This window comes from Nocardioides sp. SYSU D00065 (assembly GCF_017916425.1).
In the GTDB taxonomy this organism is placed as follows: Bacteria; Actinomycetota; Actinomycetes; order Propionibacteriales; family Nocardioidaceae; genus Nocardioides.
This window is the reverse complement of sequence record NZ_JAFMSX010000001.1, coordinates 231,317-254,211: the sequence shown is the minus strand read 5'-3', so window position 1 is coordinate 254,211 and position 22,895 is coordinate 231,317. Positions and strand designations below refer to the sequence as shown.

The following is a 22,895-nucleotide window of genomic DNA, read 5'->3' as shown; positions in this document are numbered from 1 at the left end:
CCACCCACCTCAGCAGGAGCCCGAGACATGAGCACACCGCGAGAGCGTCGTCCCTCCGTCGTCATCGTCGGCGGCGGGGCGGCAGGCTCCCTGACCGCCCTGCACCTCGTCCGGGTCGCCGGCCGCCGGGCCGCCGGCCTCGACATCACCGTCGTCGACCCGGCTGACCGGCTGGCGCGCGGCGTCGCGTTCGGGACGTACGACGCCTCGCACCTGCTCAACGTTCCGGCCTCGGGGATGAGCGTGCTGCCCGAGGACCCCGGTCACTTCGTCGCCTGGCGTGCCCGCGACGAGCCGGACCGGCCGTCCCTGCCCTACGACTTCGCCCCGCGAGCCCAGTTCGCCCGCTACCTCGACGACAGCCTCACCGAGGCGCTGCGCACGACGCTCGGCGACGTGTCGCTGCGGCACGTCCGCGACACGGCGGTCGGGGTGGAGCGTACGGCCGGCGGGCTGCGGGTCGCGGTCCGGGCGCGACGTCCCCTCGACGCCGACGCCGTCGTCGTCGCCACCGGTCTGCCCGAGGCGGGCACGGAGTGGGCGGTCGAGGAGCTGCGCGCCTCGCCGTTCTTCGTCCCCGACCCGTGGGCGTCCGGAGCCCTCGACGTCGTGCGGCGCGACCGGACCGGCCCGCGCGACGTCCTGCTGGTGGGCACCGGACTCACCATGGTCGACGTCACCTTGACCCTCACCGCCGCAGGTCCCGCGGACCGCGTCATCCACGCGGTGAGTCGCCGCGGCCTGCTGCCCCGCACCCACGCGCCCGAGCAGCGGCTCGCCGCCATTCCGGACGTCTCGGACTGGGGCGGCCGGCTCGACGAGGTCCGGGCACGGGCGGAGCGGCACGTCGCGGACGTCCGTGCGGCCACCGGCGACTGGCGCCCGGCCGTGGACGGGCTGCGGTTCCGTCTCAGCGAGCTGTGGCAGCGCCTGTCCGAGAGCGACCGGGCCGAGTTCCTGTCCCGCGACGCCGCGCGCTGGGGCCTGCACCGCCACCGGATGGCTCCCTCGAGCCGCGTGCGTCTCGACGCGCTGGAGGCCGAGGACCGACTGCGGGTCTCGGCAGGCACGGTGGTCGCCGCCCGGCCGCTCGCGCGCGGGGGACTCGAGGTCGAGCTGACCGACGGCTCCGTGCGCGAGGTGGGCTGGGTGGTGAACTGCACCGGCCCGCAGTCCGACGTGCGCCGGCTCCAGAACCCGCTCCTCGACGACCTGCTCCGTCCTCGAGGCGGCTCGGCGCTCGCCGTCGTGGCGACGGCGGGCATGGGCGTGCGCACGGTCGACGGGCGGGTCGTGGACGCCGCCGGGGGCACCGACGCGCCGCTGTGGACGCTCGGCGCCCTGCGTCGCGGCGAGCTGTGGGAGTCGACCGCCGTCCCCGAGATCCGCGCGCAGGCGCTGGGCGTGGCGACCGCGGTGCTCGACGCACTGGCCCCACAACCGCGTCGCCTCGCCGACGGCCGCCTGGTCAGCGGACACCACCCGGTGGCCCGTCCGCGCGACCCGCTCGGACTGCCGATCTCCACGACGGCGGAGGCCGCGACGGCGTACAACGCCGGGCTGGAGCGACTGATGCTGCTGCAGGGTGGCGCCGAGGACCTGCTGCGGGAGGCGGCCACCCTCGACCCCGACTTTGCCCTGGCCCACGCGGCGCTGGCGATGCTGGGGCACGAGGCCGGTGCCGCGGCCGACGTGGCGGGCTCGCTGCAGGCGGCCCGCGAGGCCGTGCGGCGGCGTGGCGACGACCGCGAGCGCAGCCTCGTCGACGTCGTGGGCCGCCGCGTCGCCGACGTGCGACGCAGCGGGGCGCAGGCCCTGATGAGCCACATCGCGAGGCACCCTCGCGACGTGCTGGCCGTCTCGGCCGCGGTGCCGACCATCGCCTTCTCGGGTGTCACCGACGTGCAGCGCGAGGCCTGGGACCTCGTGGAGGGGCTCGCCCCGGCCTACGGCGACCACTGGTGGTACATCTCGCTGCTGGCCTTCACCCGGCAGGACCAGTCACGGTGGGAGGAGGCAGGTCTGCTCGCCGAGAGCGCGCTGTCGTGCCAGCCGTCGTCGGGCCACGCCGTGCACGCCCAGACGCACGTCCTCTACGAGACCGGCCAGCACGAGACCGGCCGCGTGTGGCTCGACCACTGGGTCACCGAGAGCGGACGCTCGGCCAGCCACCGCGCGCACTTCTCGTGGCACGCCGCTCTGCACGAGCTGTCCCTCGGCGACACCGAGGCCGTACGCCGCCGCTACTACTCCCAGCTCACCCCGCCGACGGTCACCGGGGTCCGCACCCTCGTCGACTCCGCGTCGCTGCTGTGGCGCTGGCGCATGACGACGACCGACTGGCCCGCAGCCGTGCCACCGGGCTCGGTCCCCGCCGAGGCGCCCCCGCCCCCGATGGAGGCGGTGCTGGCGGCGGTCGAGCACTCGCTCGTGGAGGAGCCGCAGACGCCCTTCGTCGCCCTGCACGCCGCCCTCGCCCTGGCGGGCAGCGGCGACGCGACCCGGGTCGCGAGGTTGGCCGGGCACTGCCGCCGGTCCGGCGACAGCACGATGCGTACGGTCGTGGCCGGCGTCTGCGACGCGCTGGTGGCGGTGCTCGAGGACCGTTGGGCCGACGCGGCAGCGCTGCTCTCCGAGCTGCTGCCCGTCCTCGTGCGGGTCGGGGGCTCGGCAGCGCAGCGCGAGGTGGTCGAGGAAACGCTGCTGCTGTGCCTGGTCAACGAGGGGGAGACGGAGCGGGCCGCCGCCCTGCTCGACGCCCGCCTGGACCGCCGCCCCTCACCCCTCGACGGCCGGCGCCGCGCCTCGCTCGGCCGCGCCGCGGTCGGCGCCCCGGGGCTCGCATGAGCCGCATCCTGGGGGGTACCGCCGCAGCATGGACGAGCGTGAGCGACCCACGACCAACCAGCCTCTCAACGCGCCGGGGCCGCGCCCGAAGGTGACCCCCGTCCTCGCGGTCATCGGGCTCTTCGTGCTGATCGCGCTGATCTTCGGCGTGATTTCGCTGCTGCGCTACAACACCTGAGTCCCGCGCAGCCGCACCGCGAGCAGCGCCACGTCGTCCTCCGGCTTGTCGCCGATCATCTCCTCGAGCAGCAGGTCGCACATGACGTCGAGCTCCGGCGCCTCCGGGGCGATCTCGCGCAGCCGGGCGGCCAGGGCACGCACGCCGGCGTCGATGTCGCGGCCGCGGCGCTCGACCAGCCCGTCGGTGTAGAGGAACAGCGTCGCCCCGGGCTCCAGGAGGGTGGACCGCTCGCCGCGAGGCGTGGCGGGATCCAGGCCCAGCAGCAGGTCGTTGGCCGTCACGTCCGCCAGAGCGGTCACCTCGCCGTCGGCGCTGACGAGCAGAGCGGGCGGGTGCCCGGCGTGCGACCAGCGGACCAGCACGCGCTCACGCGTGCCCGGGACCTGCTCGAAGCGGGCCACGACGGCCGTCGCGGTCGTCTCCAGCCGCAGCGACTCCATCACGGCGTCGACCCCGGACAGGATCGCCGCCGGTGCGTCTCCGCTGTGCACCGCGATGCCGCGCAGCAGTCCGCGGACCTGGCCCATGGCCGCCGCGGCCTCGACGTCGTGCCCGACCACGTCCCCGACGACGACCACGACGTCGGGGGAGGAGCCTGCGGGGCCGCGGTGCTGCAGGAACGCGTCGTACCAGTCGCCCCCGATGCGCGCCGCCTCGCCGGCGGGCGCGTAGCGGGTGACGATCTCGAGCTCGTCGGTGTGGGGCGGCTCGGTCAGCATGCTGCGCTGCAGGGCCTCCGACACGTCGCGCTGGGAGGCGTAGAGGCGGGCGTTGTCCAGCGCCAGCGCCGCGCGGGAGCCGATGTCCTCGAGCAGCACCACGTCGTCGCGGGTGTACGCAGCTCGCCCGGCGCCGCGGAAGACGCTGACAACGCCCACGGTGCGCCCCCGCGCGCGCAGGGGCACGATCACGGCCGAGGCCGGGTCGAGCTCGCTCAGCAGCTCGCGGGCCCGCCCCGGCACGAGCACCGCGGCGACCTGCTCGGCGGCGTCGGACTCCATGAGCACCGGTGTCATGTCCCGGATCGTGCGGGCGAGATAGGAGGCGTCCGTCATGGCGCGCAGCCGCTGGGCGGCGTAGAGCCGCAGCGTCTCCTCGAGTGCGGGATCGCGGTGCGACCAGCCCACGTCGCGCAGCCCGCGCCGCCAGTCCGAGGCGTGCGGGTCCTCGACGAGGGTGACCAGGCACCAGTCGCCGACCTCCGGGACGAGGTGGGTGGCCAGGCGGCTCACGCCCTCGGTGGGGTCCAGCGTGCTGGTGAGCGACTCGGACACCGAGGCCAGCAGCGCGAGGCGGCGAGCCGCTCGGTCCAGGGCGTCCTGGGCCTCGCGCCGCGAGGTGATGTCGACGAAGTAGACGGCCAGGCCCTCGGGGGAGGGCCACGCCCGCACCTCGTACCACGCGTCCAGCGGAGGCGGGTAGAACGCCTCGAAGGACACCGGCTGCCCGGTCGCGGCGGCGCCGCGGTAGTGCTCCTCGAAGGGGCTTCCCACCGCCGCGGGGAAGGCCTCCCAGATCGACTGGCCGAAGAGATCGGCCCGGCCGGCGCCGAGGAGGCGCTCGGCCTCGGAGTTGACGTAGGTGAAGCGCCAGTCCTCGTCCAGCTGGAAGAACGCCGAGGACATGGACTCCAGCACGCGCCCGATCCGGGCTTCGCCGTCGCGGACCGCGGTGGTGTCGTAGGCGGCCCCGACGAGCCGGACGGCCTGCCCGCCGGGGTGCTCGCCGTACGCCCGGCCGCGGGCCTCGATCCAGCGCACGTGGCCGCTGGGCTGCACGATCCGATACTCGGCGTGGTAGTCGCCGCACGTGTCGATGGCGCGCTGGAGGGCGTCGCTCACCCGTGCCAGGTCGTCGGGGTGGACGAGCCTGTTGAAGTCCTTGATCGTGCCGCCGAAGGACTCCTCGTCGAGCCCGAAGAGCTCGATCAGCCGGCCGTCCCAGCGCAGGTCGTCGGCGACCAGGTCCCACACGAAGGCGCCCACGCCGGCCGCGTCGACAGCCAGGCGCCAGGCCATCCGGTCGGACGCCGCGCCGAGGATCGACGCCGTGTCCGACGTACGGTCCGACGGGTCACCGACAGCCGGGTCGAAAGCTCCTGGGGGCAACGAGTCCATCCTCCGCGCGCGACGCGAACACCCCACCGTCTCGAGGCACCGGCCCCAGCCTGTCACACGGGCGGTCACGCCGCGGCCGAATCGACAGGCTCACCCCGGCAGGACGCGCACCGCGGCGGGCAGGTCCTCGAGCGGTGCGGCGGGTGCGGCGAGCGGGTCCTGTGGCAGCTGCGCGACCTGCTCGCGGCACCACACCGACACCGGCCGGGTCCCGGCCAGGACGCCGGCGCGGAAGGCGTCCCAGGGCTCCCAGCTGGTGCCGGCGACCTCGGCCGGGTCGGGGCTGAGCCGCCGCTCCGCCACGGCGACGAAGACCGGGCACATCTCGTTCTCCACGACGCCCGCCTGCTCGGCGCGGTAGCGGAAGCGCGGCAGGACCAGCTTGAGGTCGCTCACGGTCGTGCCGAGCTCCTGGCCGACCCGGCGCCGGACGGCGTCGGCGAGGTCCTCGCCGGGCGCGGGGTGGCCACAGCAGCTGTTGGTCCACACGCCGGGGAAGGTGCGCTTGTCGAGCGCGCGACGGGTGATCAGGACGTTGCCCGCGCGGTCGAAGAGGTAGCAGGAGAACGCCAGGTGCAGCGGCGTGTCGGCGTGGTGGACGCCGGCCTTCTCGGCCGTGCCGACGGCTCGGCCGTCCTCGTCCAGGAGCACCACGAGCTCGGGTGTCTCGACGGGAGCGGTGGTCGTGTCGGTCATGCGGGCCTCCCCACGGGTCGGGCGAGCTGGTTGACGGCGGCCCCGAAGAGCCAGGGCAGTCGGGTCGCGGCCGGGACCAGGCGACGACGCACCGGCTGGTGCGCGGTCACCCGCAGCAGCAGGTGCGTCAGCAGATCGTGGCGCATCCCGAGGCGGCGCGCGAGTGCGTCGTAGCGCTCGGGACGGCCCGCGGCCACGCACGCGACCGCTGCGCGGGCCTGGGCGAGGCCCAGCGCGATGCCCTCGCCGGTGAGCGCGTCGACGTACCCGGCGGCGTCCCCGACGAGCAGCACCCGCCCGCGCACCCGCGCCGACGCCCGCTGCCGCAGCGGCCCGGCTCCCATGACGCGCGTCCGCGGCCCGGTCAGGCGCTCCTGCAGGACAGGGAAGCCGGCCAGCAGGTCCTCGAAGCGCGACCCGGGCTCCCCGAGGACGGCCACGCCCACGAGGTCGTCGGCGACCGGTGTGACGTAGGCCTCCGCACGCGGCGACCAGTGCACCTCGACGTACGACGTCCACGGCGCCTGCCGGACGTGGCAGCGCTGGCCGAAGCGGCGCCGGGCCCGCGACGGCGGGGCGTCGAGGCCGGCCAGTCGGCGTACGGACGAGTGCAGGCCGTCGGCGGCGACGAGGTAGCGCGTGGGGCGGCCCTCGACGACCAGGTGGTCCCCGGCGTCGACCAGGGAGCGGACGGGCCGTGGGTCCACCTCGATCCCGGCCGCGGCCACGCGGTCGGCCAGCGCGGCGTGCAGGACGGTGCGGCGCACACCCCGGCCCGGGCCGGCGGAGAAGCGCGCGATCGCACCGGGGCCGTCGCTGTCGCCGTCCAGGTAGCGGATGCCGGACAGCGGGCGACCCTGCGGGTGCACCCCGAGATCGGCGAGCTCGGCCACCGCTCCGGGCATCAGTCCCTCGCCGCAGGCCTTGTCGACGGGTCCGGTCCGCGGCTCGTGGATGACGACGTCGAGCCCGGCGCGTCGTGCGTGCAGCGCGGCCGCCATCCCGACCGGGCCGCCCCCGGCGACCACGAGGTCATGCACCGGCCGCCCCGGCCGTCGCGGTGCCGGCAGTCGCCTCGGGCAGCGTGGCCAGTGCGGCGTCCTCGGCCCGGATGCGCACCGCCAGCAGGCCCGCGTTGAGGACGGTGAAGACCAGCGCCGTCACCCACGCCGCGTGCACCAGAGGGAGTGCGACGCCCTCCACGACGACCGCCACGTAGTTGGGGTGACGCATCAGCCGGTACGGCCCCGAGCGCACCGGCGGGAGGCCCGGTACGACGATGACGCGCGTGTTCCAGCGCCGGCCGAGAGTGCCGATGCACCACCAGCGGAGCCCCTGCGAGGCGAGGACCAGCGCGAGCATGGACCAGGCCAGGACGGAGGGCACCTCCGGTCGCCGTACCCACGCCTCGACGAGTGCGCCGACCAGCAGGCCGGTGTGCAGGACGACCATGAACGGGAAGTGGCCGAGGCCGGTCTCGACGCCGCCGCGCTCCCTGCTCCAGGCGGCGTTGCGCACCGAGACGACCAGCTCGGCGACGCGCTCCAGCCCGACGAGCCCCACCAGGACCGTGAAGGCGACCAGTCCGGTCATGCCTCGGCCCTCAGCAGCACCAGCTCGGAGCAGAAACCGGGGCCCATCGCGAGGAGCACGCCATGGGTCCCAGGCGTGGGCGGGCGCTCGCGCAGGGTGTCCTCGAGGACCTGCAGGACCGAGACGGACGACAGGTTGCCGACGCGCGACAAACTCTCCCAGGTCAGCCGCACCGCGTCCCGCGGCACCTCCAGGGCGGTCTCCAGCGCCTCGATGACCTTGGGTCCGCCGGGGTGGCACACCCACCAGCCGATGTCGGCCCGGGTCAGGCCGTGCTGGGCCAGGAACCCGTCCACGTCGGCGCGCAGGTAGCGCTCCACCAGCGCCGGCACCTCGGCGTCGAGGACGATGCGCAGACCGCTGGCCGCGACGTCGAAGCCCATCGTGCGCTCGCTGTCGGGGTAGAGCCGGCTGCGGGAGTCCAGGACCGCCACGGGTCCGGGCCGGCCGGCGTCGCCGGTCGCGACCACTGCCGCGGCGCCGTCGCCGAAGAGGCCGCTGGCCACCAGGTTGGGGACCGACGTGTCGTCGCGCTGCACGGTGAGCGAGCACAGCTCGACCGCGACCAGCACGGCCGTGTGGTCCGGGTGGCCGAGCAGGTAGTCGTGCACCCGCGCGATGCCCGCCGCCCCAGCCACGCAGCCCAGCCCGACGAGCGGCATCCGGCGCACGTCCTCGCGCAGTCCCACCTGCGCGGCGATGCGCGCATCGAGGGAGGGCACCGCGAGGCCGGTCACGGTCGCGGTGACCACGAGGTCGACGTCCGAGGGCGTCAGGTCGGCGGCCTTGAGCGCGTCGGTGAGCGCGCGGCAGCCGAGCTCCACGGCGTGCTCGATGAAGAGGTCGTTGGCGTGGCCGAAGTCGCGCAGCCCGGCGTAGTCCGCCAGGGGCAGCACGGTGTGCCGACGCTCGACGCCCGCGTTGGCGTGGAAGCGCCGGAGCAGGGCGCGGTCGAGGCGGTCCTGGCTGATGACCTCGGCGAAGGCCTCGGTGATCTCCGCCTGCGGGTGGGAGTGCGGCGGGAGCGCGCCTCTGACGGTGAGGATCCTCATGTCAGGCCTCGGGCTTTCTGGACGTGGGGGTGGGGTGGAGCGGGGGCTGCGCGGGGCGGGCAGGGACGGCGAGCGTGCGCAGCAGCCCGGCGGCGAGGCGGGCGTCGATCCGGCCGTCGCCCAGGCCGAGCTCGACGAGGCTGTCGAAGACGTGACGGTCCCGCCCCGCGGCGCGGATTCCCGCGTCGACGATCCGCGTGGACCGGGACAGTCGCGAGGAGGTCCAGGTGTGCCGTAAGTGGGAGCCGAGCATCCGGCGTACGACGGCGCGGTGGCGCGCGCCGGCGTCCGTCGGCCGTCGCGCCGCCACGGCCCTGGCCGCCGTGCGGCCGGCTGCGACGCCGGTGGCGACGGCGTAGTAGATGCCCTCGCCGGTCATCGGGTTGACCAGTCCGGCTGCGTCCCCGACGAGCAGGACCGCCCCGTCGGGCTGGTGCCAGCGCCAGCCGCTGAGCGGGAGGTGGTGGCCGCGCCAGTCCCCGCCGGTGCTCGCGGCGCCGGGCACCAGCTCGTCGAGCTGCTCGAGCAGCAGACGCCTGCTGGGCGCCCCGTCGCCGGAGCGCTCTCCCGGCAGCAGCTCGCCGTAGCCGACGTTGGCCAGTCCGTCGCCGCGGTCGAAGGCCCAGGCGTACGACGGCTGGCGGCGGTCGCCGTAGCGGATCACCTGGCGGCCCCGCATGGCCGTCGTGGTGGGCGCGTAGCCGCGGATGGCGATGGCCCGTGGCTCGCGCCGGCGCCCGAGCAGCGCCGAGCGGACCAGCGAGTGCGCGCCGTCGGCACCCACGACGACGGCTCCGCTGAGCTCCCCGGACACGACGGGGGTGGCGAGGGGCTCGAGCGAGGTGACCCGGTGCCGGCGTAGGACCGCCCCGGCCGCGACGGCTCGCTCGACCAGGCGAGCGTCGAGCACCCGGCGCGGGACGACGTGGACCTCGCGGCGCATCGTGCCCCTGACCGCCACGTCGCCGTGCGCGAGCTCGAGCTCGCGCAGCGGCGCCCAGCCGGCGACCACGTCCGCGGCCCCCACCTGGGCCAGCGCGTCGAGGACGTGCGGTGCGATGCCGTCGCCGCAGGACTTGTCGCGCGGGAAGTCGCTGCGGTCGAGCAGCAGCACCCGCAGCGACGGGTTCTCGGTGAGGGCGCCGAGGGCAGCCGACGCCCCGGCAGGTCCGGCGCCGACCACCACGACGTCCCAGTGGTCCCGGTCGCCGCCGCTCATCGGGCCACGACCAGCAGGGCGGCGTCGCCCAGTGCGATGGCCATCGCAGCGAGGAAGGGCCGCCGCCCCGACCCGCGGACGACGACGACGGCGAGGCACACCACGACGAGCGTCGCGACGGCGGACACGACGATCGGTGGCTCCGCGCCGAGCAGGACGACCAGGGACGCGGTGAGGAGCACCCCTGCGGCCACGGGCGCGATCCGCGCCGGGCCGAGCCGGTGAGGCAGGCCGCGCACGCCCGTCGCGGCGTCGTCGTCGAGGTCGGGCAGCACGTTGAGCAGGTGCGCGCCCACGCCGAGCAGGCCGGCGCCCACGGGCCACCACCACGGGGGCGCCACGCCGTCGGTCAGCGTCACGACGGCGGTCAGCGCACCGAACGAGGCGGCGTAGGGCACCCACGACCAGACGGTCGCCTTCAGGCCGAGGTTGTACGCCCACCCCCACGCGACGCAGACGAGGTGCACGAGGCCGGCCGCTGTGCCGAGCGGCGCCGACAGCGCGACGCACGCCACCACCGCGCCTGCGCACGCCAGGCGGGTGAGCCGCACGGACCCCTCTCCGGTCGCCAACGGCTTGTCCCGGCGGCCGGCCTGCCGGTCTCGTGAGGCGTCCACGAGGTCGTTGCTCCAGCCGATGGAGAGCTGCCCGGCGAGCACGGCGGCGACCAGCAACAGGGTGCGGGACGCCTCCAGGCCCTGCGCCACCGCGAGGAGCCCCATCATCACGGTGACCGCGAGGGCCGGCGCCGGGTGGGCGGCGAGGAGCAGTCCACGCGCACCCGGGTGCGCGGTCGCGCCCTCGGGAGCAACGCCGGTCGTCATGCGCGCCTCCCCGGGTCCGTGCGCCGCCGGCGGACGCTCGGGCCGCGACCGCGCCGGTTCGTCTCGCGGACGTACCCGTCGTGCTGGGGCCCATGCGTGCGGCCGCGCGGCGAGCGGCGGGCGCGGGCTGCCAGGACGCCGAGCCCCGCGACCAGCCAGCCGGCGGCGACGTCGACGACGTAGTGCTCGCCGGAGTAGACCAGCGTCGCCGCCATCGCGACGGCGTACGCCAGCAGCGCCGCGCGCAGGACCCGGTCAACCGACGGCCAGAGGAACAGGGCGGTCAGCAGGGCGGCGCCCGCGTGGAGCGAGGGCATCGCCGCGACCGGGTTGCTGCCACCTTGGCCCAGCTCGACGAGGCGCCCGACCGCGTCGAGCCCGAGGTGCTCCCAGCCGAGGTGGGAGATGCGGTCCACGGTGTCGATGTCGCCGCGCTGCGAGGCCAGCCACGGCGGGGCGGCTGGGTAGAGCACGTACACCGCGATCCCGACCAGCGACATCGTCAGCACCGCCGTCAGCCAGTCGCGGAACCGCTCGCGCATCGCGAACCAGACCACCGCCGTCAGCAAGGGGATGGTGACGAAGTGGGTGACGTAGACGAGTGCGGCCACCGCGTCGTACCAGTGGCTGCCACCGTCGACGAGGCGCTCCTGCAGCCACGCGCTCGGCACCGTGCCGAGGAGGCGTTCGTCGGCACGGGCCGGGCCGAGCACGTGCAGCCCGGCGCCGACGCGGTTGGTGGAGGCGCCGTCGCCGGTGCCCAGGGGCGCGGTGATCCACTGGGCCACCCAGTAGGCGAGCAGGATCGCGCTGAGCGGCGACCAGGCGATCAGCAGCTGGGCGATCGGGCCGTGCCGGGACCCGGTGTCCGCAGGAGTGGTGGCGGACGTGGTGGCGGGCGTGGTGCCCGGGGCGGCGGCGCTGCCTGCGACGTCGTCGTCGCGCCGTCGAGCGGTGGCTCCGCTGGTCATGCCTCGTCCCCTCGTCGGGCCAGTCGCTCGATCAGGGACTGGGTGCGGAACCGGTTGTGACGCTGGATGGCGATGAACGGCAGGTTCACGACCACGCCGTAGCCCACCAGCAGGCCGGCGGCCAAGGGCGGGTTCCAGAGCAGGAACAGCGGGCCGCACCACATCGCCCACCAGTGGGCCAGCTCCGCGCGACGGGTCTCGCGGACGAAGAGGACCAGCCCGTCGACGTCGTGGGCCGGCAGCTCGCGCTTGCTGACGCCGCCCTGGAACAGCGCGCCCGCCTCCGGGACGCGGTCCTTCCAGCGGTGGATCCGCAACCGGCGGCGGTACCACCGACCGCCGTCCTCGAACCGCCTCGGCCGCAGTGCCCAGCCGTCGCGGGCCAGCCGCTCGTCGCCGAGGCGGTGGGCGGCGTAGCCGGTGGCGGCGTGGAAGACCCCCCACGCGACGACGTCCACCACGACGGTGAGGGTCTGCGGCATCACCAGCCGGAGCACTCAGACCACCTCCCCGGTGGACTCGCGTCGGCGCAGGTCGACCTCGCGGCCGCGCCAGCTCACCGAGCGGCGGACGACGGTGAGCGCAGCGGATCGTGCGAAGACGAGGTCGAAGGCGAGCAGCGGCAGCGGGAACAGCGCCCAGGTCCACCAGCCGAACGACCCGACCCGGCGCAGCACGGCGCGCAGCTGCCACGCCGTGCCCAGCCAGGCCAGCGCCCAGATCAGTGGGGGCCCCGCGGCGAGCGAGGTATGCCCGCCGGGAGCGACCTCCACCAGCGAGAGGAGGGCGCCGACCGCCACGGCGTGGTGGGCGCTGATCCACAGGACGGTCCCGAGAGCAGCCATCGGCGAGGCGGCAGCGGCGCCCGCCGCGATGTTCTTGGTCCATCCGGCGGTGAGCTGGCCGAGACCGCCCGGGTAGCTGCGCATCCGCACCGCGTCGCCGCCCACGGCGCACCACACCGGCAGTCCGGCGCGGTGGTAGGCCGCGGCGAGCGAGGCGTCGTCGAGGATCTCCGCGCGCACCGCGGCGTGTCCGCCGGCACGCGCCAGGTCCTCGCGCGAGGTCAGCAGGCAGGGCCCGAAGGCCATGGGAGCCGCCCCGGGCCGGTCCGAGCGCCGGCTGCTGCTCCCGGTGAACGCCGCGCTCGCCATCACCGCCACGACGTTGAAGTACGCCGAGAGCTGCTCGTAGGCGCGGACCACGCGGTGGTGGGGCTGCACCGAGACCAGCCCGCCGCGCCGTTCGTGGACCTCGAGGAGGCTGTCGAGGGCCTCGGGGGCAAGCACGGTGTCGGCGTCGAGGAACAGCAGCAGGTCCCCGGAGGCGGCCTCGGCACCCGTGTGGCAGGCCCAGGCCTTGCCGGTCCAGCCCCGTGGCGGCGTGCCGGCCGGCACGACCCGTGCGCCGCCCGCACGCGCCACCTCGGCGGTGCGGTCGTCGGACGCGTCGTCGACCACGACGACCTCGGGAGGCGATCCGTCGAGTGCGCGCAGCGAGCCCAGCAGCGCCGGCAGCGTCTGCTCCTCGTCGCGGGCCGGCACCACCACCGAGACCGACGGCCGCGCCGGGACGCCGGTCCGAGCACCGGTGCCCGACGGGAGCGTGCGGAGGTCGGCCACCAGCCACTGCCCCCACGCGGCGGCGACGACCAGCAGGGCGACGAGGACGACCTCGCTCATCGGCCGCCGTCCCGCACGCGGGACACCACGAGCGGCATCCCGCCTCTGGGGTGCACCGCGACCTTGGCCTCGGCCCGGGGCCTCGACCACCCGGCGGGCACGACGACCCGGTGCTCGCGCAGGACCTCGGCCAGCACCACCGCCATCTCGCCCAGCGCGAAGTCGCGGCCGATGCACAGCCGCGGTCCCAGCCCGAAGGGGAGGTACGCCGAGCGGCCGGCGCCGTCGACCAGGAAGCGCTCCGGCCGGAACTCCAGCGGGTCGGTCCACGGCTCGTCGCGGCGGTGCATCAGCCACGGGCTGATGATCACGAGCGTGCCGGGCGGGACGTCGCGGCCCCCGATGACGTCGGCGGCGTCCGAGCGCCGCGACAGGGCCCAGGCCGGGGGGAACAGCCGCAGCGCCTCGTCGATGACCGCCCGCGTCCACGGCAGCCGGTCGCGGTGGTCGAGCAGCGTGACGTCGCCGTGGTCGGCCAGCTCGGCGCGGACCCGGTCCTGGGCGACCGGGTGCTCCGCCAGCAGCATCAGCGTCCAGGCCAGGGCCGCGGCGACCGTCTCGTGCCCGGCGATGACCATGGTGACGAGCTCGTCGCGCACCTCGCCGTCGCTCAGGCCGCTGTCGAGCAGCAGGCCCAGCAGGTCGTCTCCGTGGCCCGCGGTCGCCGGGTCGAGGCTGCGGTCGAGGCTGCGGTCGAGGCTGCGCCCGCCCCGCTCGCGGCGCTGGGCGATGATCTCGGCGGCACCGGCGTCGAGCCGCCGCCTGGCCGACCGCAGGCGCAGGTTGGTGCGGGTCGGCGTCCACTCCGCCCTGGGCAGGATCGAGCGGCCGAGCCGGACGACCAGGTCGGCGGAGTCGCTGGTCGCGGACAGCAGCCGCTGCGCCTGCCCGGACAGGTCGGCGGAGAACAGGGCGCGACCGACGGCGTCCAGGCCGATGGTGTGGGTCAGCGCAGCGACGTCGACGAGCCTGCTGCCCGTGGCCGGGCCGTCCAGGACCGCGCCGACCGCGTCGCGAGCCGCCGCCCGGACCTGGTCGCCGACCGCGAGCAGTCGCTCGTGGTGGAAGGCGGGGGCGGCGAGGCGCCGGTGCTCGATCCAGCTCGGCTCGGCCGAGGCGAGCAGCCCGGGACCGGTGACCCGCGCCAGGGCGGCGTACTGGACGGTCTCCTTGCGCCAGGTGCGCGCGGAGGTCTGCAGCACGTGGCGCGCGTCGTCGGGGTCGTTCACCAGCAGGGCGGGCGGCCCGGGGACCGGGAAGGAGACCAGGTCGCCGTAGCGCGCGCGCACGGCGACGAGGAAGGACAGCGGATCGGCGCGGATGGAGCGGAACCCGCGCGCCATCTGCAGCGAGCTGGGCCCCGGCACGCCGATGTCGGTGGGCTGCATCGACTGCAGGCGGGTCGCCACGCTCATGCCTGCGCCCGTTCCCCGCGGCGGCCCAGCCAGGTCCACGCCACGCAGCTGGTGAGCACGAGGGCGAAGCCGAAGGCCAGGTCCTCGATCGGGGCGAAGACGAGCCGGCCGTCGCCGATCAGCACGATCCGGTCGCTGCCGAGGATGGCGCCGGGGTCGTAGCGCACGATCCCGCGGCCGGTCAGCCAGCCGTTGGTGAGCAGCTGGAAGAAGACGATGATCGCGTAGGCGGCCCACCAGTCCCGCGTCGAGGTCAGGCGGGTCCGCGCGACCCAGCGGTCCAGGGCGAGGGCGGCCAGCACCCCCACGACCGCGATGGCCGTGTAGGTCATCGCACCTCCTCGCGGCGCCGCGCCGGCCGGGGCCGCACACCGCGTCGCGCCGCGCGCACGCCCTCGAGGGTCAGCACGGACACGAGCGGGATGACGACGAAGAAGGCGACCTCCTCCAGCGGCAGCCCGGCCACGCGCCACGGCAGGGTCTGGTCGGCGTCGAACCACCAGTGGCCGGCGTGCGTAGCGTAGAGGTCCCAGAGCAGGAACGGCGACCCGCCCAGGAGCACCGCCAGCAGCAGCCGCCTCGGCTGGTGCAGCACCCGCAGCCGGAACGCGGGGACGAGCGGCAGCGTGCCGGCGAGGCAGAACGCCAGCATCGCGGCGTAGGACCAGTGCAGGCTCATGGGGCCACCGGGAGGCTCGAGCGGTCCCCCGAGAGGCGCTTGAGCACCAGCTCGGCGCTGATCAGGCACATCGGCAGCCCGACGCCCGGGACCGTGCTGGCGCCGGCGTAGAGGAGTCCGTCGACCTTGGCCGAGACGTTGCCCGGGCGGAGGAAGGCACTCTGCCGCAGGGTGTGCTCCAGGCCCAGCGCGCCGCCGCGCCAAGAGTTGTAGCGCGCGGCGAAGTCGTCGGGTCCGACCGTGTGCCGCACCCGGATGCGGCGACGCAGGTCGGGCACGCCGGCCCAGGACGCCACCTGGTCGATCGCGGCGTCCGCGGCTCGCTCGACCGCCTCCGATCCGCCGCCGTCGTCCCCGCCGTGCCCGATCGAGCTGTCGGCCGGCACGGGCACGAGCACGAAGAGGTTCTCGCACCCCTCGGGGGCGACCGTCGGGTCCGTCTGCGACGGCTTGCACACGTAGATCGACGCCGGGTCCGGCACCCGGGCGTCCGCGCCGAAGATGTCGCCGAAGTTCTGCTCCCAGTCGGCGGTGAAGAACAGGGAGTGGTGCGCCAGCTCCGGGAGACGTCCCTCCACGCCCAGCATGGCCAGCACCGCGCCCGGCCCGGGGGAGCGGCCGCGCCACATCGGCTCCGGGTGTGTCTGCAGACCGGGCGGCAGCAGCTGTGTCTCGAGGTGGTGGAGGTCCGCGGCGCCGACCACGACGTCGGCCGGCACGGTGGTCCGCCCGTCGCCTCCGGCGTACTCGACGCCCGCCACCCGCGGCCGTCCGCCCCGCCGGGGGCGTTCGGCGTCGGCGGTGCGGATGGCGGTCACGGTCGCGCCGGTGTGCAGGCGGGCCCCGTGCCGGCGAGCCAGGGACGCGACGACCTCGATGAGCCGGGTGAAGCCGCCCTGTGGGTAGAGCACGCGGTCACCGAGGTCGAGGTGGCTCATCAGGTGGTACATGCTCGGCGCCCGGCTGGGGGAGGAGCCGAGGAACACCGCGGGGTAGCCGAGCACCTGCCGCAGCCGGTTGTCGGAGAAGAACCCCGCCGCGTGGCTCTCCAGCGAACGGGTGAGCAGCCGGCCCAGAGCCGGCGTGCGGCGTACGACGTCGGGGTGCAGGAAGGCGGCGGGCGAGTCGAAGTTGCTGTAGAGGAACCGGCGCAGCGCCATGTCGTAGGTGTCCCGCGCCGAGCGCAGGTAGGCGTCGAACCTGTCGCCCGCACCGGGCTCGATCGCCTCGAACAGCGCCCGGTTGTGCTCGCGGTCCGGGCGTACGTCGACCGGGTCGCGGTGACCCTCGAAGAACACGCGGTAGCTCGGGTCGAGCACGGTGAGGTCGAGCTCGGCGTCGGCCGTCGTGCCGAGGAGCTCGAAGAAGTGCTCGAACACCTCCGGCATGAGGTACCACGAGGCCCCGGTGTCGAAGCGGAACCCGTCGCGCTCCACGCTGCCGACCCGGCCGCCCAGGTCGTCGTTCTTCTCCAGCAGGTCCACGGTGTGCCCGCGCGAGGCCAGGAGGGCGGCGGAGGCCAGGCCGGCGATGCCGCCCCCGATGACGACGACGCGGCGCGGGCCGCCCTCACCGGCCGGTCGGGGTTCCGGTGTGCGGCGGGCGATGCGGTCGGGAAGGCGCAACGTCACGAGCGGCCTCCGCGCATCGCGCCGGCGGCGAGCCGGAGCTTCACCGCGGTCGGCACGCGGACGCGGGTGCGGCGGATGTCCTCGGCCGGCGTCGCGCGCAGGCGGCACGCCAGCTCGCGGAACGTCGCGTGCGCCGCACGCACCGCCCGTCGGCTGCTGGCCGGCAGGTCGGGCACGACGGCGGCGGCCGCGTGCAGGTCGGCGTCGATGTCGTCGAGGATCCGGTCGCGGTCCTGGTCGCAGAAGCGCTCGACGTCGAGTCCGGGGAAGTAGTCGCGACGCAGCACGTCGTGGTCGTCGGCGAGGTCGCGGACGAAGTTGAGCTTCTGGAAGGCCGCACCCAGCCGGCGGGCACCCGGCGCCAGCGCGTCGTACTGACGGGCGCGGTCCGGTGCGGCGTCGGGGGCGGCGAGGAAGGAGCGCAGGCACATCAGCCCGACCACCTCGGCCGAGCCGTAGACGTAGCGCTCGAAGCTGGCCGACGTGTGCGCGGTCGTGTCGAGGTCGGTGCGCATGGAGGCGAAGAAGGGGGCGACGACGTCGTCGCCGATGCCGACCGCCTGGGCGGTGCGGGCGAAGGCGTGCACGACGAGGTTGCCGCTGTAGCCGGTGCGCAAAGCATGCCGGACGTCGTCCTCGAGCCAGTCGAGCATCGTGGCCCGCGCCGCGCGCGGCAACGTCGGGTCGGGGTTGTCGACGATCTCGTCGGCCACCCGGACGAGGGCGTAGATGTTGCGCACCTGGGTGCGCACGGGCTCGCCGAGCAGGCGGGAGGCGAGGCCGAACGAGCTGGAGTACTCCCGGATGACGATGGCCGAGCTGGCCTCGGACACCGAGTCGTAGAGGCTGCGCGGCGTGCCGCGCCCCACGAACAGGCTCATGCCGCCACCTCGCGTCCGTCGACCAGCACCGGGGGCCGCGTGGTGACGCCGTCGAGGAGCTCCAGCGAGATGCCGAGCTCCGCGACGACCGCCCGAGCGGCGGCGAGGTGCTCCTCGGCGAGGTCCTCCACGAAGCGTCGCGACCCCGACGACATCAGCAGTCGGCGCACCTCCGCGAGCTCGTCGGGGTCGAGGTCGCGCCCGACGTAGGAGCGGACCTGCTCCCACTGCGGCGTGGACCGGGCGTGGACCAGGAGAGGGGTCTGCTTGCGGGTGCGGAGGTCGCTCGTCGCGCTCTTGCCCGACCGGGACGGGTCGCCGAACACGCCGATCAGGTCGTCGATCAGCTGGAAGGCGATGCCCATCGTGCGCCCGGCCTCTCCGAGGCGCACGATGATCGCCGCCTCCGCGTCGGCGAGCACCGCGCCGGCCTGCAGCGGCAGCGCGAACGAGTAGGCGCTGGTCTTCTGCTCCTCCATCGCGAGGCTCTCGGCCAGCGAGGTGTCGGCCACGCCCATCGACAGCCGCACGTCGGCGAGCTCGCCTGAGGCGGTGGTGTGCAGGGCGGTGTCGAACAGGTCGAGCAGGCCGTGCACGACCGCCGCCGGCGCGCCGCAGGTGGCGACCGCCCGCACCGCCGCGGCCAGGGCCAGGTCGCCGGCGAGGATCGCCGCGGTCAACCCGTAGCCGCCGACCTGGTCGGCTCCGGCTCCTGCCGCGCGAGCCTGGGCCCGGAAGATCCCGCTGACGTTGGGGCGACCTCGACGCAGGTGGTCGCCGTCGATCACGTCGTCGTGGATGACGAAGGCGGTGTGCAGCAGCTCGACCGCGGCGCCCACCTCGGCCGCAGCGGCGCCGCGGGTGCCACCCAGCGCCTCGTGGGTCGCGGTCACCAGTCCGGGCCGGAACCGCTTGCCGCCCTCGGTGGCGGTGGCCAGCGCGTCCCACAGGGCGACGTGGTGCGGGTCGATGACGGCCGCGCGCGTCCGGCCCTCCTGCAACAGGCGGGCCAGCGCCTCGTCCGTGGTCTGTGCGGTCATGCCAGCTCCCACCCTCGTGCCGGGTCCCCTCTGCGGCAACCTATGCAACACTACGAACATTATCTAGGCACAATGTAGAGGACGTACCCGCGCATGGACTCGTCGCCACGCAGCTCGTTGAGCATCGGCGACCTGTCCGTGCGCACTGGAGTACCCGTTACGACGCTGCGTAGTTGGGAGACGCGGTACGGATTTCCGCGTGCCACCCGGGCCGGCGGCGGGCACCGGCGCTACGAGCAGGCGGACGTCGACGCCGTGCTGGAGGTGATCCGCCACCGGGACGCCGGCCTGTCCCTCGCCGCGGCCGTGCGCCTGGTGGACGCCCAACCCGTGGGCCCGGGCTCCGGCTCGGTCTACGCGGAGCTGCGGCGTCGGCACCCCGACCTCGCCCCCCAGCTGCTGTCCAAGGCCGCCCTGGTGGCGCTCAGCCGCGCCGTCGAGGACGAGTGCTGCGCCCGAGCGGCCGTCCCGGTGCTGTTCGGGGGATTCCAGCACGAGAAGCACCTGCGCGCCTCGCTCGCGCGGTGGACCGACCTGGCCCGCACCGCACGGAGCACCGCGGTGTTCGCCGAGCCGGCTCGGTCCGCGGATGCGCGACGCGCGCCCGTCGAGGGCGGACCGGTCGAGGTCGCGCTTCCCCCGGGGGCGCCGCTGACCCGCGAGTGGCTCGTGATCTGCGACGCCCCGGACCTCCCGGCGTGCCTCGCGGCGGTCGAGAGACCCCGGGACGGCCGCGCCAGCGACGCCGCGCGCCGGTTCGAGGTGGTGTGGTCGGTGGACCCAGCGGTGGTGCGTGACGCCAGCCGCGTCGCGACGGCGCTGGCGGGCACCTACCGTCCCGGCTGGCGTGGAGCCGACGACGACCTCGTCCCCGACGACGCGGCCCCGGCATCGGCGGACCTGCGCCGTGCGAGCGAGCTGTTCAACCGGATGCTCGGCTACCTCGAGACCGCGCGGACATCCGCCCCATGAGCGCTGCGGGGACCGGGGCGCCGGAGCATACTGAGACATGGACGTGCCCGCGGCCGGGGAGGGCCGGTTCGACGGGCGCGAGGGAGGGATCACCGTGACGCACTCCGCCGAACAGCTCGCCACCGACTTCCTCAGGCTGAGCGAGTACCTCACCGACGGCGTCGGACCCGACGAGTCGCGACAGCGGCTCGTCGACCTCGCCTGCCGGGTGGTGCCGGGCTGTCGCTGGGCAGCGATCACCTCCTGGCCCCTCGGCCGCGAGCCGCGGACCATCGCGGCCAGCTCGCAGCTGCCCGAGAAGGTGGACACGTTCCAGTACGAGGCGGGCGAGGGACCGTGCCTCAGCGCGGCCGACGAGGGCTGGACCGCGTGGAGCCCCGACCTGGCCGAGGAGACCCGCTGGCCGGTCTTCGTGGCCAGGACGCTGGCCGACAGTCCGGTGCGTGGCGTGCTCGCGATGCACCTCTCGGGCCTGCCGGGGCGCAACGCGCTCAACCTCTACGCCGACGAGCCGGGCGTCCTCACCCAGCAGTCGGTGGCCAGTGGCGCCCTGTTCGCCACGCACGCGGGAGCCCTGATGGCTCACGCCGACGCCGTCGAGCAGGCGGCGGGCCTCCAGCAGGCGCTGGAGAGCAACCGCCGCATCGGAGTGGCGGTCGGGATGCTCATGTCAACCTACGGCCTGGACCAGGAGACCGCCCTGCAGGTGCTGCGCCGCACCAGCAGCCAGCTCAACCGCAAGCTGCGCGACGTCGCCGACGAGGTCGCCTGCACCGGTCACCTGCCCGAGGCAGGGGCGCCTCCTGCGGCCCCGGCCTGAGCGGACCTGATGACGATCAAGGCGGTGGTGCTCGACGTCGGGGGAGTCCTCGAGGTCGTGGACGACGACGTGTTCCCCGCGCCGGCGGAGCAGCGCCTCGGCCTCGAGCCGGGCCGCATCCTGGGTGGCCTCGCGGCGCTGCCGGGCGACGCGATCCTCGGACAGGTCAGCGAGGCGCAGGTCCGCGACGAGTGGCAGAGCAGCCTGGGCCTCGACGACGAGCAGGCCGACGAGCTGATGGCGGACTTCTGGCGCTGGTACGTCGGGACGCCGGACCGCGCGCTGCTCGACTGGTTCGCCGCCCAGCGGCCCGCGCGGCTCACCGCCATCTTGTCCAACTCCGCGCCCGGGGCGCGCGAGGCCGAACGATGCCACGGCTTCGAGGAGGTGGCCGACGACATCGTGTACAGCCACGAGGTCGGCCTGGCCAAGCCCGACCCGGCGGCGTACGCGCTCGCGACCCGGCGGCTCGGCGTCGAGCCGGGCGAGGTCGTGTTCCTCGACGACGTCGAGGCCAACGTGGAGGCCGCGCGCGCCTACGGTTGGCACGCGGTGCTGCACGTCGCGACCACCACCTCCATCGGTGAGATGGAGCGCATCATCCGCACGGGCTGAAGCACCGTCTTGTGGGTACGGGGCCCGCATGCGAGCCACGAACCCGCCCCGCGTCGTCCTGGTCACCGGTGCCTCCAGCGGCATCGGCGAGGCCCTGGTCCGCAAGGCCGCAGTGCGCGGCGACCACGTCGTCCTCGTCGCACGGGGCCGCGAGGCGCTCGAACGCGTCGCCGAGGAGTGCCGCGGTCTCGGCGCCGCCTCGGCGACGGTCGCGACGGCCGACGTGAGCGACGACGAGCAGGTGGCGGCCGCGGTCGCCACCGCCGTGGCCCGCCACGGCCGGCTCGACACCGTCGTCAGCTGCGCGGGTGTCGTGGCCTACGGACAGATCGCCGACGTGCCCGCCGAGGTCTTCGACCAGGTGGTCGCCACGAACCTCCTCGGCCCGGTCAACCTCGCCCGGCACGTGCTGCCCGTCCTGCGCGAGCAGGACGCCGGGAGCCTGGTGCTCGTCGGCTCGATCATCGGGCACATCGGGGTGCCCGACATGGCGGCGTACGTGATCAGCAAGTGGGGTGTGCGCGGCCTGCTGAGGCAGCTGCGCGTGGACAACCGCGACCGGCCCGGCGTGCGCTTCGGCTACGTCGCGCCGGGCGGCGTGGACACGCCGATCTACCGCCAGGCGGCGACGTACGGCGACGCGGTGGGTCGCCCGCCGTTCCCGGTCACCACCCCCGAGCGCATCGCCGACCGTGTGCTGGCCGCCGCCGACCATCCCTGGCGCGGTGGCCAGGTCGGCATCGCCAACGAGGTGATCCGCTTCGGCTTCACCGCGCTCCCACTGGTCTACGACCGCCTGGTCGGGCCCCTGTTCAAGCTCGCGGCCCAGGACCTGGTGGCGCCGGTCGTGCACGGCCCCGGCAACGTGCTGGCGTCGCGGCAGGAGCACAACGGTCTGCGCGGAGGCCACCCCAACGCGCTCCTCGGCGTCGGGGCCAATCTCGTCGAGCTGGGCAGGCGACGGCTGCGCGGGAGCTGATCCGCGGCGGCGACACGCCGTAGGCGGCGGTGGGAGTCGCATGGCCGCACGGGCGGCGGGTACGGCATACGACCACCCCCTCACGCCTCTCGGAGGCCGTCATGTCCCGTTCCACGTCCCGGATCCGCGGCGCCGCCGCGGCGCTCGCACTCGCGGCCGTCGTGACCACCGCCCCCCACGCCGTCGCCGCGCCCGCCAGCACCCCGACGTCCCCCTCCGCCCGCTCCGCCCAGGCACCGAGCACCCAGGATCTCGCCTACCTCGACTTCGCCGCCCGCTCGAACCTCGCCGAGGTGGCGCTGGGCCGGCTCGCCAAGCGGCACGCCCACAGCCGGGCCGTGCGGCACTTCGGACACCAGATGGTCCGCGACCACACCCGGCAGTACCGCGCCCTCGAGGCCGTCGCCGCCACCGTGGGCGTGAGCCTGCCCACGCGTCCCTCGCGCGACCAGCGCAAGCTGGCCCGCGCCTGGTCCCGGTTCGACGGCTTGGCGTTCAGCTGCGCCTACGTCCCCTTCCAGTGGGGGGACCACCAGCTGGCGATCGCGATGACCGAGAAGGAGGTCATGTCCGGCTCCGATCCCGCCGTGACGCAGGCGGCCGCCGCCTCCCTGCCGGTGCTGCTGGAGCACTACGAGCACGCAACGATGCTGCTGCGCGACCTGCGGAGGTGCTGACCGG

General features: G+C 75.0%; 23 protein-coding genes. 7 read left to right on the top strand and 16 right to left on the bottom strand.

Features of this window, described 5'->3' with window-relative positions:
- The first annotated feature begins 27 nt into the window (after positions 1-27).
- A complete protein-coding gene (locus J3P41_RS01270; protein WP_210443406.1) occupies positions 28-2,847 on the top strand; it encodes an FAD/NAD(P)-binding protein in 2,820 nt (939 codons plus the stop codon).
- 28 nt (positions 2,848-2,875) lie between these two features.
- Positions 2,876-3,025, top strand: coding sequence for a hypothetical protein (locus tag J3P41_RS01265; RefSeq protein WP_210443405.1), 150 nt, complete (start codon positions 2,876-2,878; stop codon positions 3,023-3,025).
- On the opposite strand, the gene J3P41_RS01260 is transcribed toward J3P41_RS01265, so the two are convergent.
- The 16 genes from J3P41_RS01260 to J3P41_RS01185 form a co-directional block, all read right to left on the bottom strand.
- Positions 3,013-5,136, bottom strand: a complete 2,124-nt coding sequence (locus J3P41_RS01260; RefSeq protein ID WP_210443404.1) for a SpoIIE family protein phosphatase — start codon at positions 5,134-5,136, stop codon at positions 3,013-3,015. The genes J3P41_RS01265 and J3P41_RS01260 overlap by 13 nt on opposite strands.
- A 99-nt stretch (positions 5,137-5,235) precedes the next feature.
- A complete protein-coding gene (gene idi, locus J3P41_RS01255) occupies positions 5,236-5,841 on the bottom strand; it encodes an isopentenyl-diphosphate Delta-isomerase (protein WP_210443403.1) in 606 nt (201 codons plus the stop codon).
- Positions 5,838-6,881, bottom strand: coding sequence for an NAD(P)/FAD-dependent oxidoreductase (locus J3P41_RS01250; RefSeq protein ID WP_210443402.1), 1,044 nt, complete (start codon positions 6,879-6,881; stop codon positions 5,838-5,840). The genes idi and J3P41_RS01250 overlap by 4 nt, the downstream gene beginning before the upstream one ends.
- On the bottom strand, positions 6,874-7,434 hold the full coding sequence (locus tag J3P41_RS01245) for an isoprenylcysteine carboxyl methyltransferase family protein (RefSeq protein WP_210443401.1): 561 nt from the start codon (positions 7,432-7,434) through the stop codon (positions 6,874-6,876). Before J3P41_RS01245 ends, J3P41_RS01250 begins: the two co-directional genes overlap by 8 nt.
- A complete protein-coding gene (locus J3P41_RS01240; protein WP_210443400.1) occupies positions 7,431-8,486 on the bottom strand; it encodes a type III polyketide synthase in 1,056 nt (351 codons plus the stop codon). The genes J3P41_RS01245 and J3P41_RS01240 overlap by 4 nt, the downstream gene beginning before the upstream one ends.
- 1 nt (position 8,487) lies before the next feature.
- The gene (locus tag J3P41_RS01235) at positions 8,488-9,705 is read right to left on the bottom strand and encodes an NAD(P)/FAD-dependent oxidoreductase (RefSeq protein WP_210443399.1); all 1,218 of its coding nucleotides are present in this window, start codon (positions 9,703-9,705) and stop codon (positions 8,488-8,490) included.
- Positions 9,702-10,529, bottom strand: a complete 828-nt coding sequence (locus tag J3P41_RS01230) for a UbiA family prenyltransferase (RefSeq protein WP_210443398.1) — start codon at positions 10,527-10,529, stop codon at positions 9,702-9,704. The genes J3P41_RS01235 and J3P41_RS01230 overlap by 4 nt, the downstream gene beginning before the upstream one ends.
- On the bottom strand, positions 10,526-11,500 hold the full coding sequence (locus tag J3P41_RS01225; RefSeq protein ID WP_210443397.1) for a phosphatase PAP2 family protein: 975 nt from the start codon (positions 11,498-11,500) through the stop codon (positions 10,526-10,528). The genes J3P41_RS01230 and J3P41_RS01225 overlap by 4 nt, the downstream gene beginning before the upstream one ends.
- Positions 11,497-11,997, bottom strand: a complete 501-nt coding sequence (locus J3P41_RS01220; RefSeq protein WP_210443396.1) for a hypothetical protein — start codon at positions 11,995-11,997, stop codon at positions 11,497-11,499. Before J3P41_RS01220 ends, J3P41_RS01225 begins: the two co-directional genes overlap by 4 nt.
- Positions 11,998-13,182: a glycosyltransferase family 2 protein gene (locus J3P41_RS01215; protein ID WP_210443395.1), complete on the bottom strand. Its 1,185-nt coding sequence runs from the start codon at positions 13,180-13,182 to the stop codon at positions 11,998-12,000.
- Positions 13,179-14,597 carry a cytochrome P450 gene (locus J3P41_RS01210; RefSeq protein ID WP_210443394.1) on the bottom strand — a complete coding sequence of 473 codons (1,419 nt, stop codon included), beginning with the start codon at positions 14,595-14,597 and terminating at the stop codon, positions 13,179-13,181. The genes J3P41_RS01215 and J3P41_RS01210 overlap by 4 nt, the downstream gene beginning before the upstream one ends.
- On the bottom strand, positions 14,594-14,929 hold the full coding sequence (locus J3P41_RS01205; RefSeq protein ID WP_210443393.1) for a lycopene cyclase domain-containing protein: 336 nt from the start codon (positions 14,927-14,929) through the stop codon (positions 14,594-14,596). The genes J3P41_RS01210 and J3P41_RS01205 overlap by 4 nt, the downstream gene beginning before the upstream one ends.
- On the bottom strand, positions 14,926-15,276 hold the full coding sequence (locus J3P41_RS01200) for a lycopene cyclase domain-containing protein (RefSeq protein WP_210443392.1): 351 nt from the start codon (positions 15,274-15,276) through the stop codon (positions 14,926-14,928). Before J3P41_RS01200 ends, J3P41_RS01205 begins: the two co-directional genes overlap by 4 nt.
- Entirely contained in the window at positions 15,273-16,907 is a 1,635-nt protein-coding gene (gene crtI / locus J3P41_RS01195; protein ID WP_210443391.1) for a phytoene desaturase family protein, read from the bottom strand. The genes J3P41_RS01200 and crtI overlap by 4 nt, the downstream gene beginning before the upstream one ends.
- On the bottom strand, positions 16,904-17,788 hold the full coding sequence (locus J3P41_RS01190; RefSeq protein WP_210443390.1) for a squalene/phytoene synthase family protein: 885 nt from the start codon (positions 17,786-17,788) through the stop codon (positions 16,904-16,906). Before J3P41_RS01190 ends, crtI begins: the two co-directional genes overlap by 4 nt.
- On the bottom strand, positions 17,785-18,828 hold the full coding sequence (locus tag J3P41_RS01185; protein ID WP_210443389.1) for a polyprenyl synthetase family protein: 1,044 nt from the start codon (positions 18,826-18,828) through the stop codon (positions 17,785-17,787). Before J3P41_RS01185 ends, J3P41_RS01190 begins: the two co-directional genes overlap by 4 nt.
- Before the next feature lie 93 nt (positions 18,829-18,921).
- On the opposite strand from J3P41_RS01185, the gene J3P41_RS01180 reads away from it, so the two are divergent.
- The 5 genes from J3P41_RS01180 (at position 18,922) to J3P41_RS01160 (ending at position 22,891) form a co-directional block, all read left to right on the top strand.
- A complete protein-coding gene (locus tag J3P41_RS01180) occupies positions 18,922-19,800 on the top strand; it encodes a DICT sensory domain-containing protein (RefSeq protein ID WP_210443388.1) in 879 nt (292 codons plus the stop codon).
- A gap of 37 nt (positions 19,801-19,837) precedes the next feature.
- Entirely contained in the window at positions 19,838-20,620 is a 783-nt protein-coding gene (locus J3P41_RS01175; RefSeq protein ID WP_210443387.1) for an ANTAR domain-containing protein, read from the top strand.
- A gap of 9 nt (positions 20,621-20,629) precedes the next feature.
- Positions 20,630-21,235, top strand: coding sequence for an HAD-IA family hydrolase (locus tag J3P41_RS01170; protein WP_210443386.1), 606 nt, complete (start codon positions 20,630-20,632; stop codon positions 21,233-21,235).
- 28 nt (positions 21,236-21,263) lie between these two features.
- Positions 21,264-22,214 (top strand): SDR family oxidoreductase, encoded by a 951-nt coding sequence (locus J3P41_RS01165; protein ID WP_210443385.1) that lies wholly within the window; start codon positions 21,264-21,266, stop codon positions 22,212-22,214.
- Positions 22,215-22,315: 101 nt separating this feature from the next.
- On the top strand, positions 22,316-22,891 hold the full coding sequence (locus tag J3P41_RS01160; RefSeq protein WP_210443384.1) for a DUF4142 domain-containing protein: 576 nt from the start codon (positions 22,316-22,318) through the stop codon (positions 22,889-22,891).
- The last annotated feature ends 4 nt before the right edge of the window (positions 22,892-22,895 follow it).

Bases quoted from the DNA above. Each gene is read 5' to 3' on its own strand.
- J3P41_RS01170 (WP_210443386.1), top strand. From the start codon at position 20,630: ATGACGATCAAGGCGGTGGTGCTCGACGTCGGGGGAGTCCTCGAGGTC.
- idi (WP_210443403.1), bottom strand. From the start codon at position 5,841: ATGACCGACACGACCACCGCTCCCGTCGAGACACCCGAGCTCGTGGTG.
- J3P41_RS01200 (WP_210443392.1), bottom strand. From the start codon at position 15,276: ATGAGCCTGCACTGGTCCTACGCCGCGATGCTGGCGTTCTGCCTCGCC.
- J3P41_RS01160 (WP_210443384.1), top strand. From the start codon at position 22,316: ATGTCCCGTTCCACGTCCCGGATCCGCGGCGCCGCCGCGGCGCTCGCA.
- J3P41_RS01205 (WP_210443393.1), bottom strand. From the start codon at position 14,929: ATGACCTACACGGCCATCGCGGTCGTGGGGGTGCTGGCCGCCCTCGCC.
- J3P41_RS01215 (WP_210443395.1), bottom strand. From the start codon at position 13,182: ATGAGCGAGGTCGTCCTCGTCGCCCTGCTGGTCGTCGCCGCCGCGTGG.
- J3P41_RS01245 (WP_210443401.1), bottom strand. From the start codon at position 7,434: ATGACCGGACTGGTCGCCTTCACGGTCCTGGTGGGGCTCGTCGGGCTG.
- J3P41_RS01240 (WP_210443400.1), bottom strand. From the start codon at position 8,486: ATGAGGATCCTCACCGTCAGAGGCGCGCTCCCGCCGCACTCCCACCCG.
- J3P41_RS01265 (WP_210443405.1), top strand. From the start codon at position 2,876: ATGGACGAGCGTGAGCGACCCACGACCAACCAGCCTCTCAACGCGCCG.
- J3P41_RS01165 (WP_210443385.1), top strand. From the start codon at position 21,264: ATGCGAGCCACGAACCCGCCCCGCGTCGTCCTGGTCACCGGTGCCTCC.
- J3P41_RS01230 (WP_210443398.1), bottom strand. From the start codon at position 10,529: ATGACGACCGGCGTTGCTCCCGAGGGCGCGACCGCGCACCCGGGTGCG.
- J3P41_RS01185 (WP_210443389.1), bottom strand. From the start codon at position 18,828: ATGACCGCACAGACCACGGACGAGGCGCTGGCCCGCCTGTTGCAGGAG.
- J3P41_RS01235 (WP_210443399.1), bottom strand. From the start codon at position 9,705: ATGAGCGGCGGCGACCGGGACCACTGGGACGTCGTGGTGGTCGGCGCC.
- J3P41_RS01270 (WP_210443406.1), top strand. From the start codon at position 28: ATGAGCACACCGCGAGAGCGTCGTCCCTCCGTCGTCATCGTCGGCGGC.
- J3P41_RS01210 (WP_210443394.1), bottom strand. From the start codon at position 14,597: ATGAGCGTGGCGACCCGCCTGCAGTCGATGCAGCCCACCGACATCGGC.
- J3P41_RS01175 (WP_210443387.1), top strand. From the start codon at position 19,838: ATGGACGTGCCCGCGGCCGGGGAGGGCCGGTTCGACGGGCGCGAGGGA.
- J3P41_RS01190 (WP_210443390.1), bottom strand. From the start codon at position 17,788: ATGAGCCTGTTCGTGGGGCGCGGCACGCCGCGCAGCCTCTACGACTCG.
- J3P41_RS01180 (WP_210443388.1), top strand. From the start codon at position 18,922: ATGGACTCGTCGCCACGCAGCTCGTTGAGCATCGGCGACCTGTCCGTG.
- J3P41_RS01225 (WP_210443397.1), bottom strand. From the start codon at position 11,500: ATGACCAGCGGAGCCACCGCTCGACGGCGCGACGACGACGTCGCAGGC.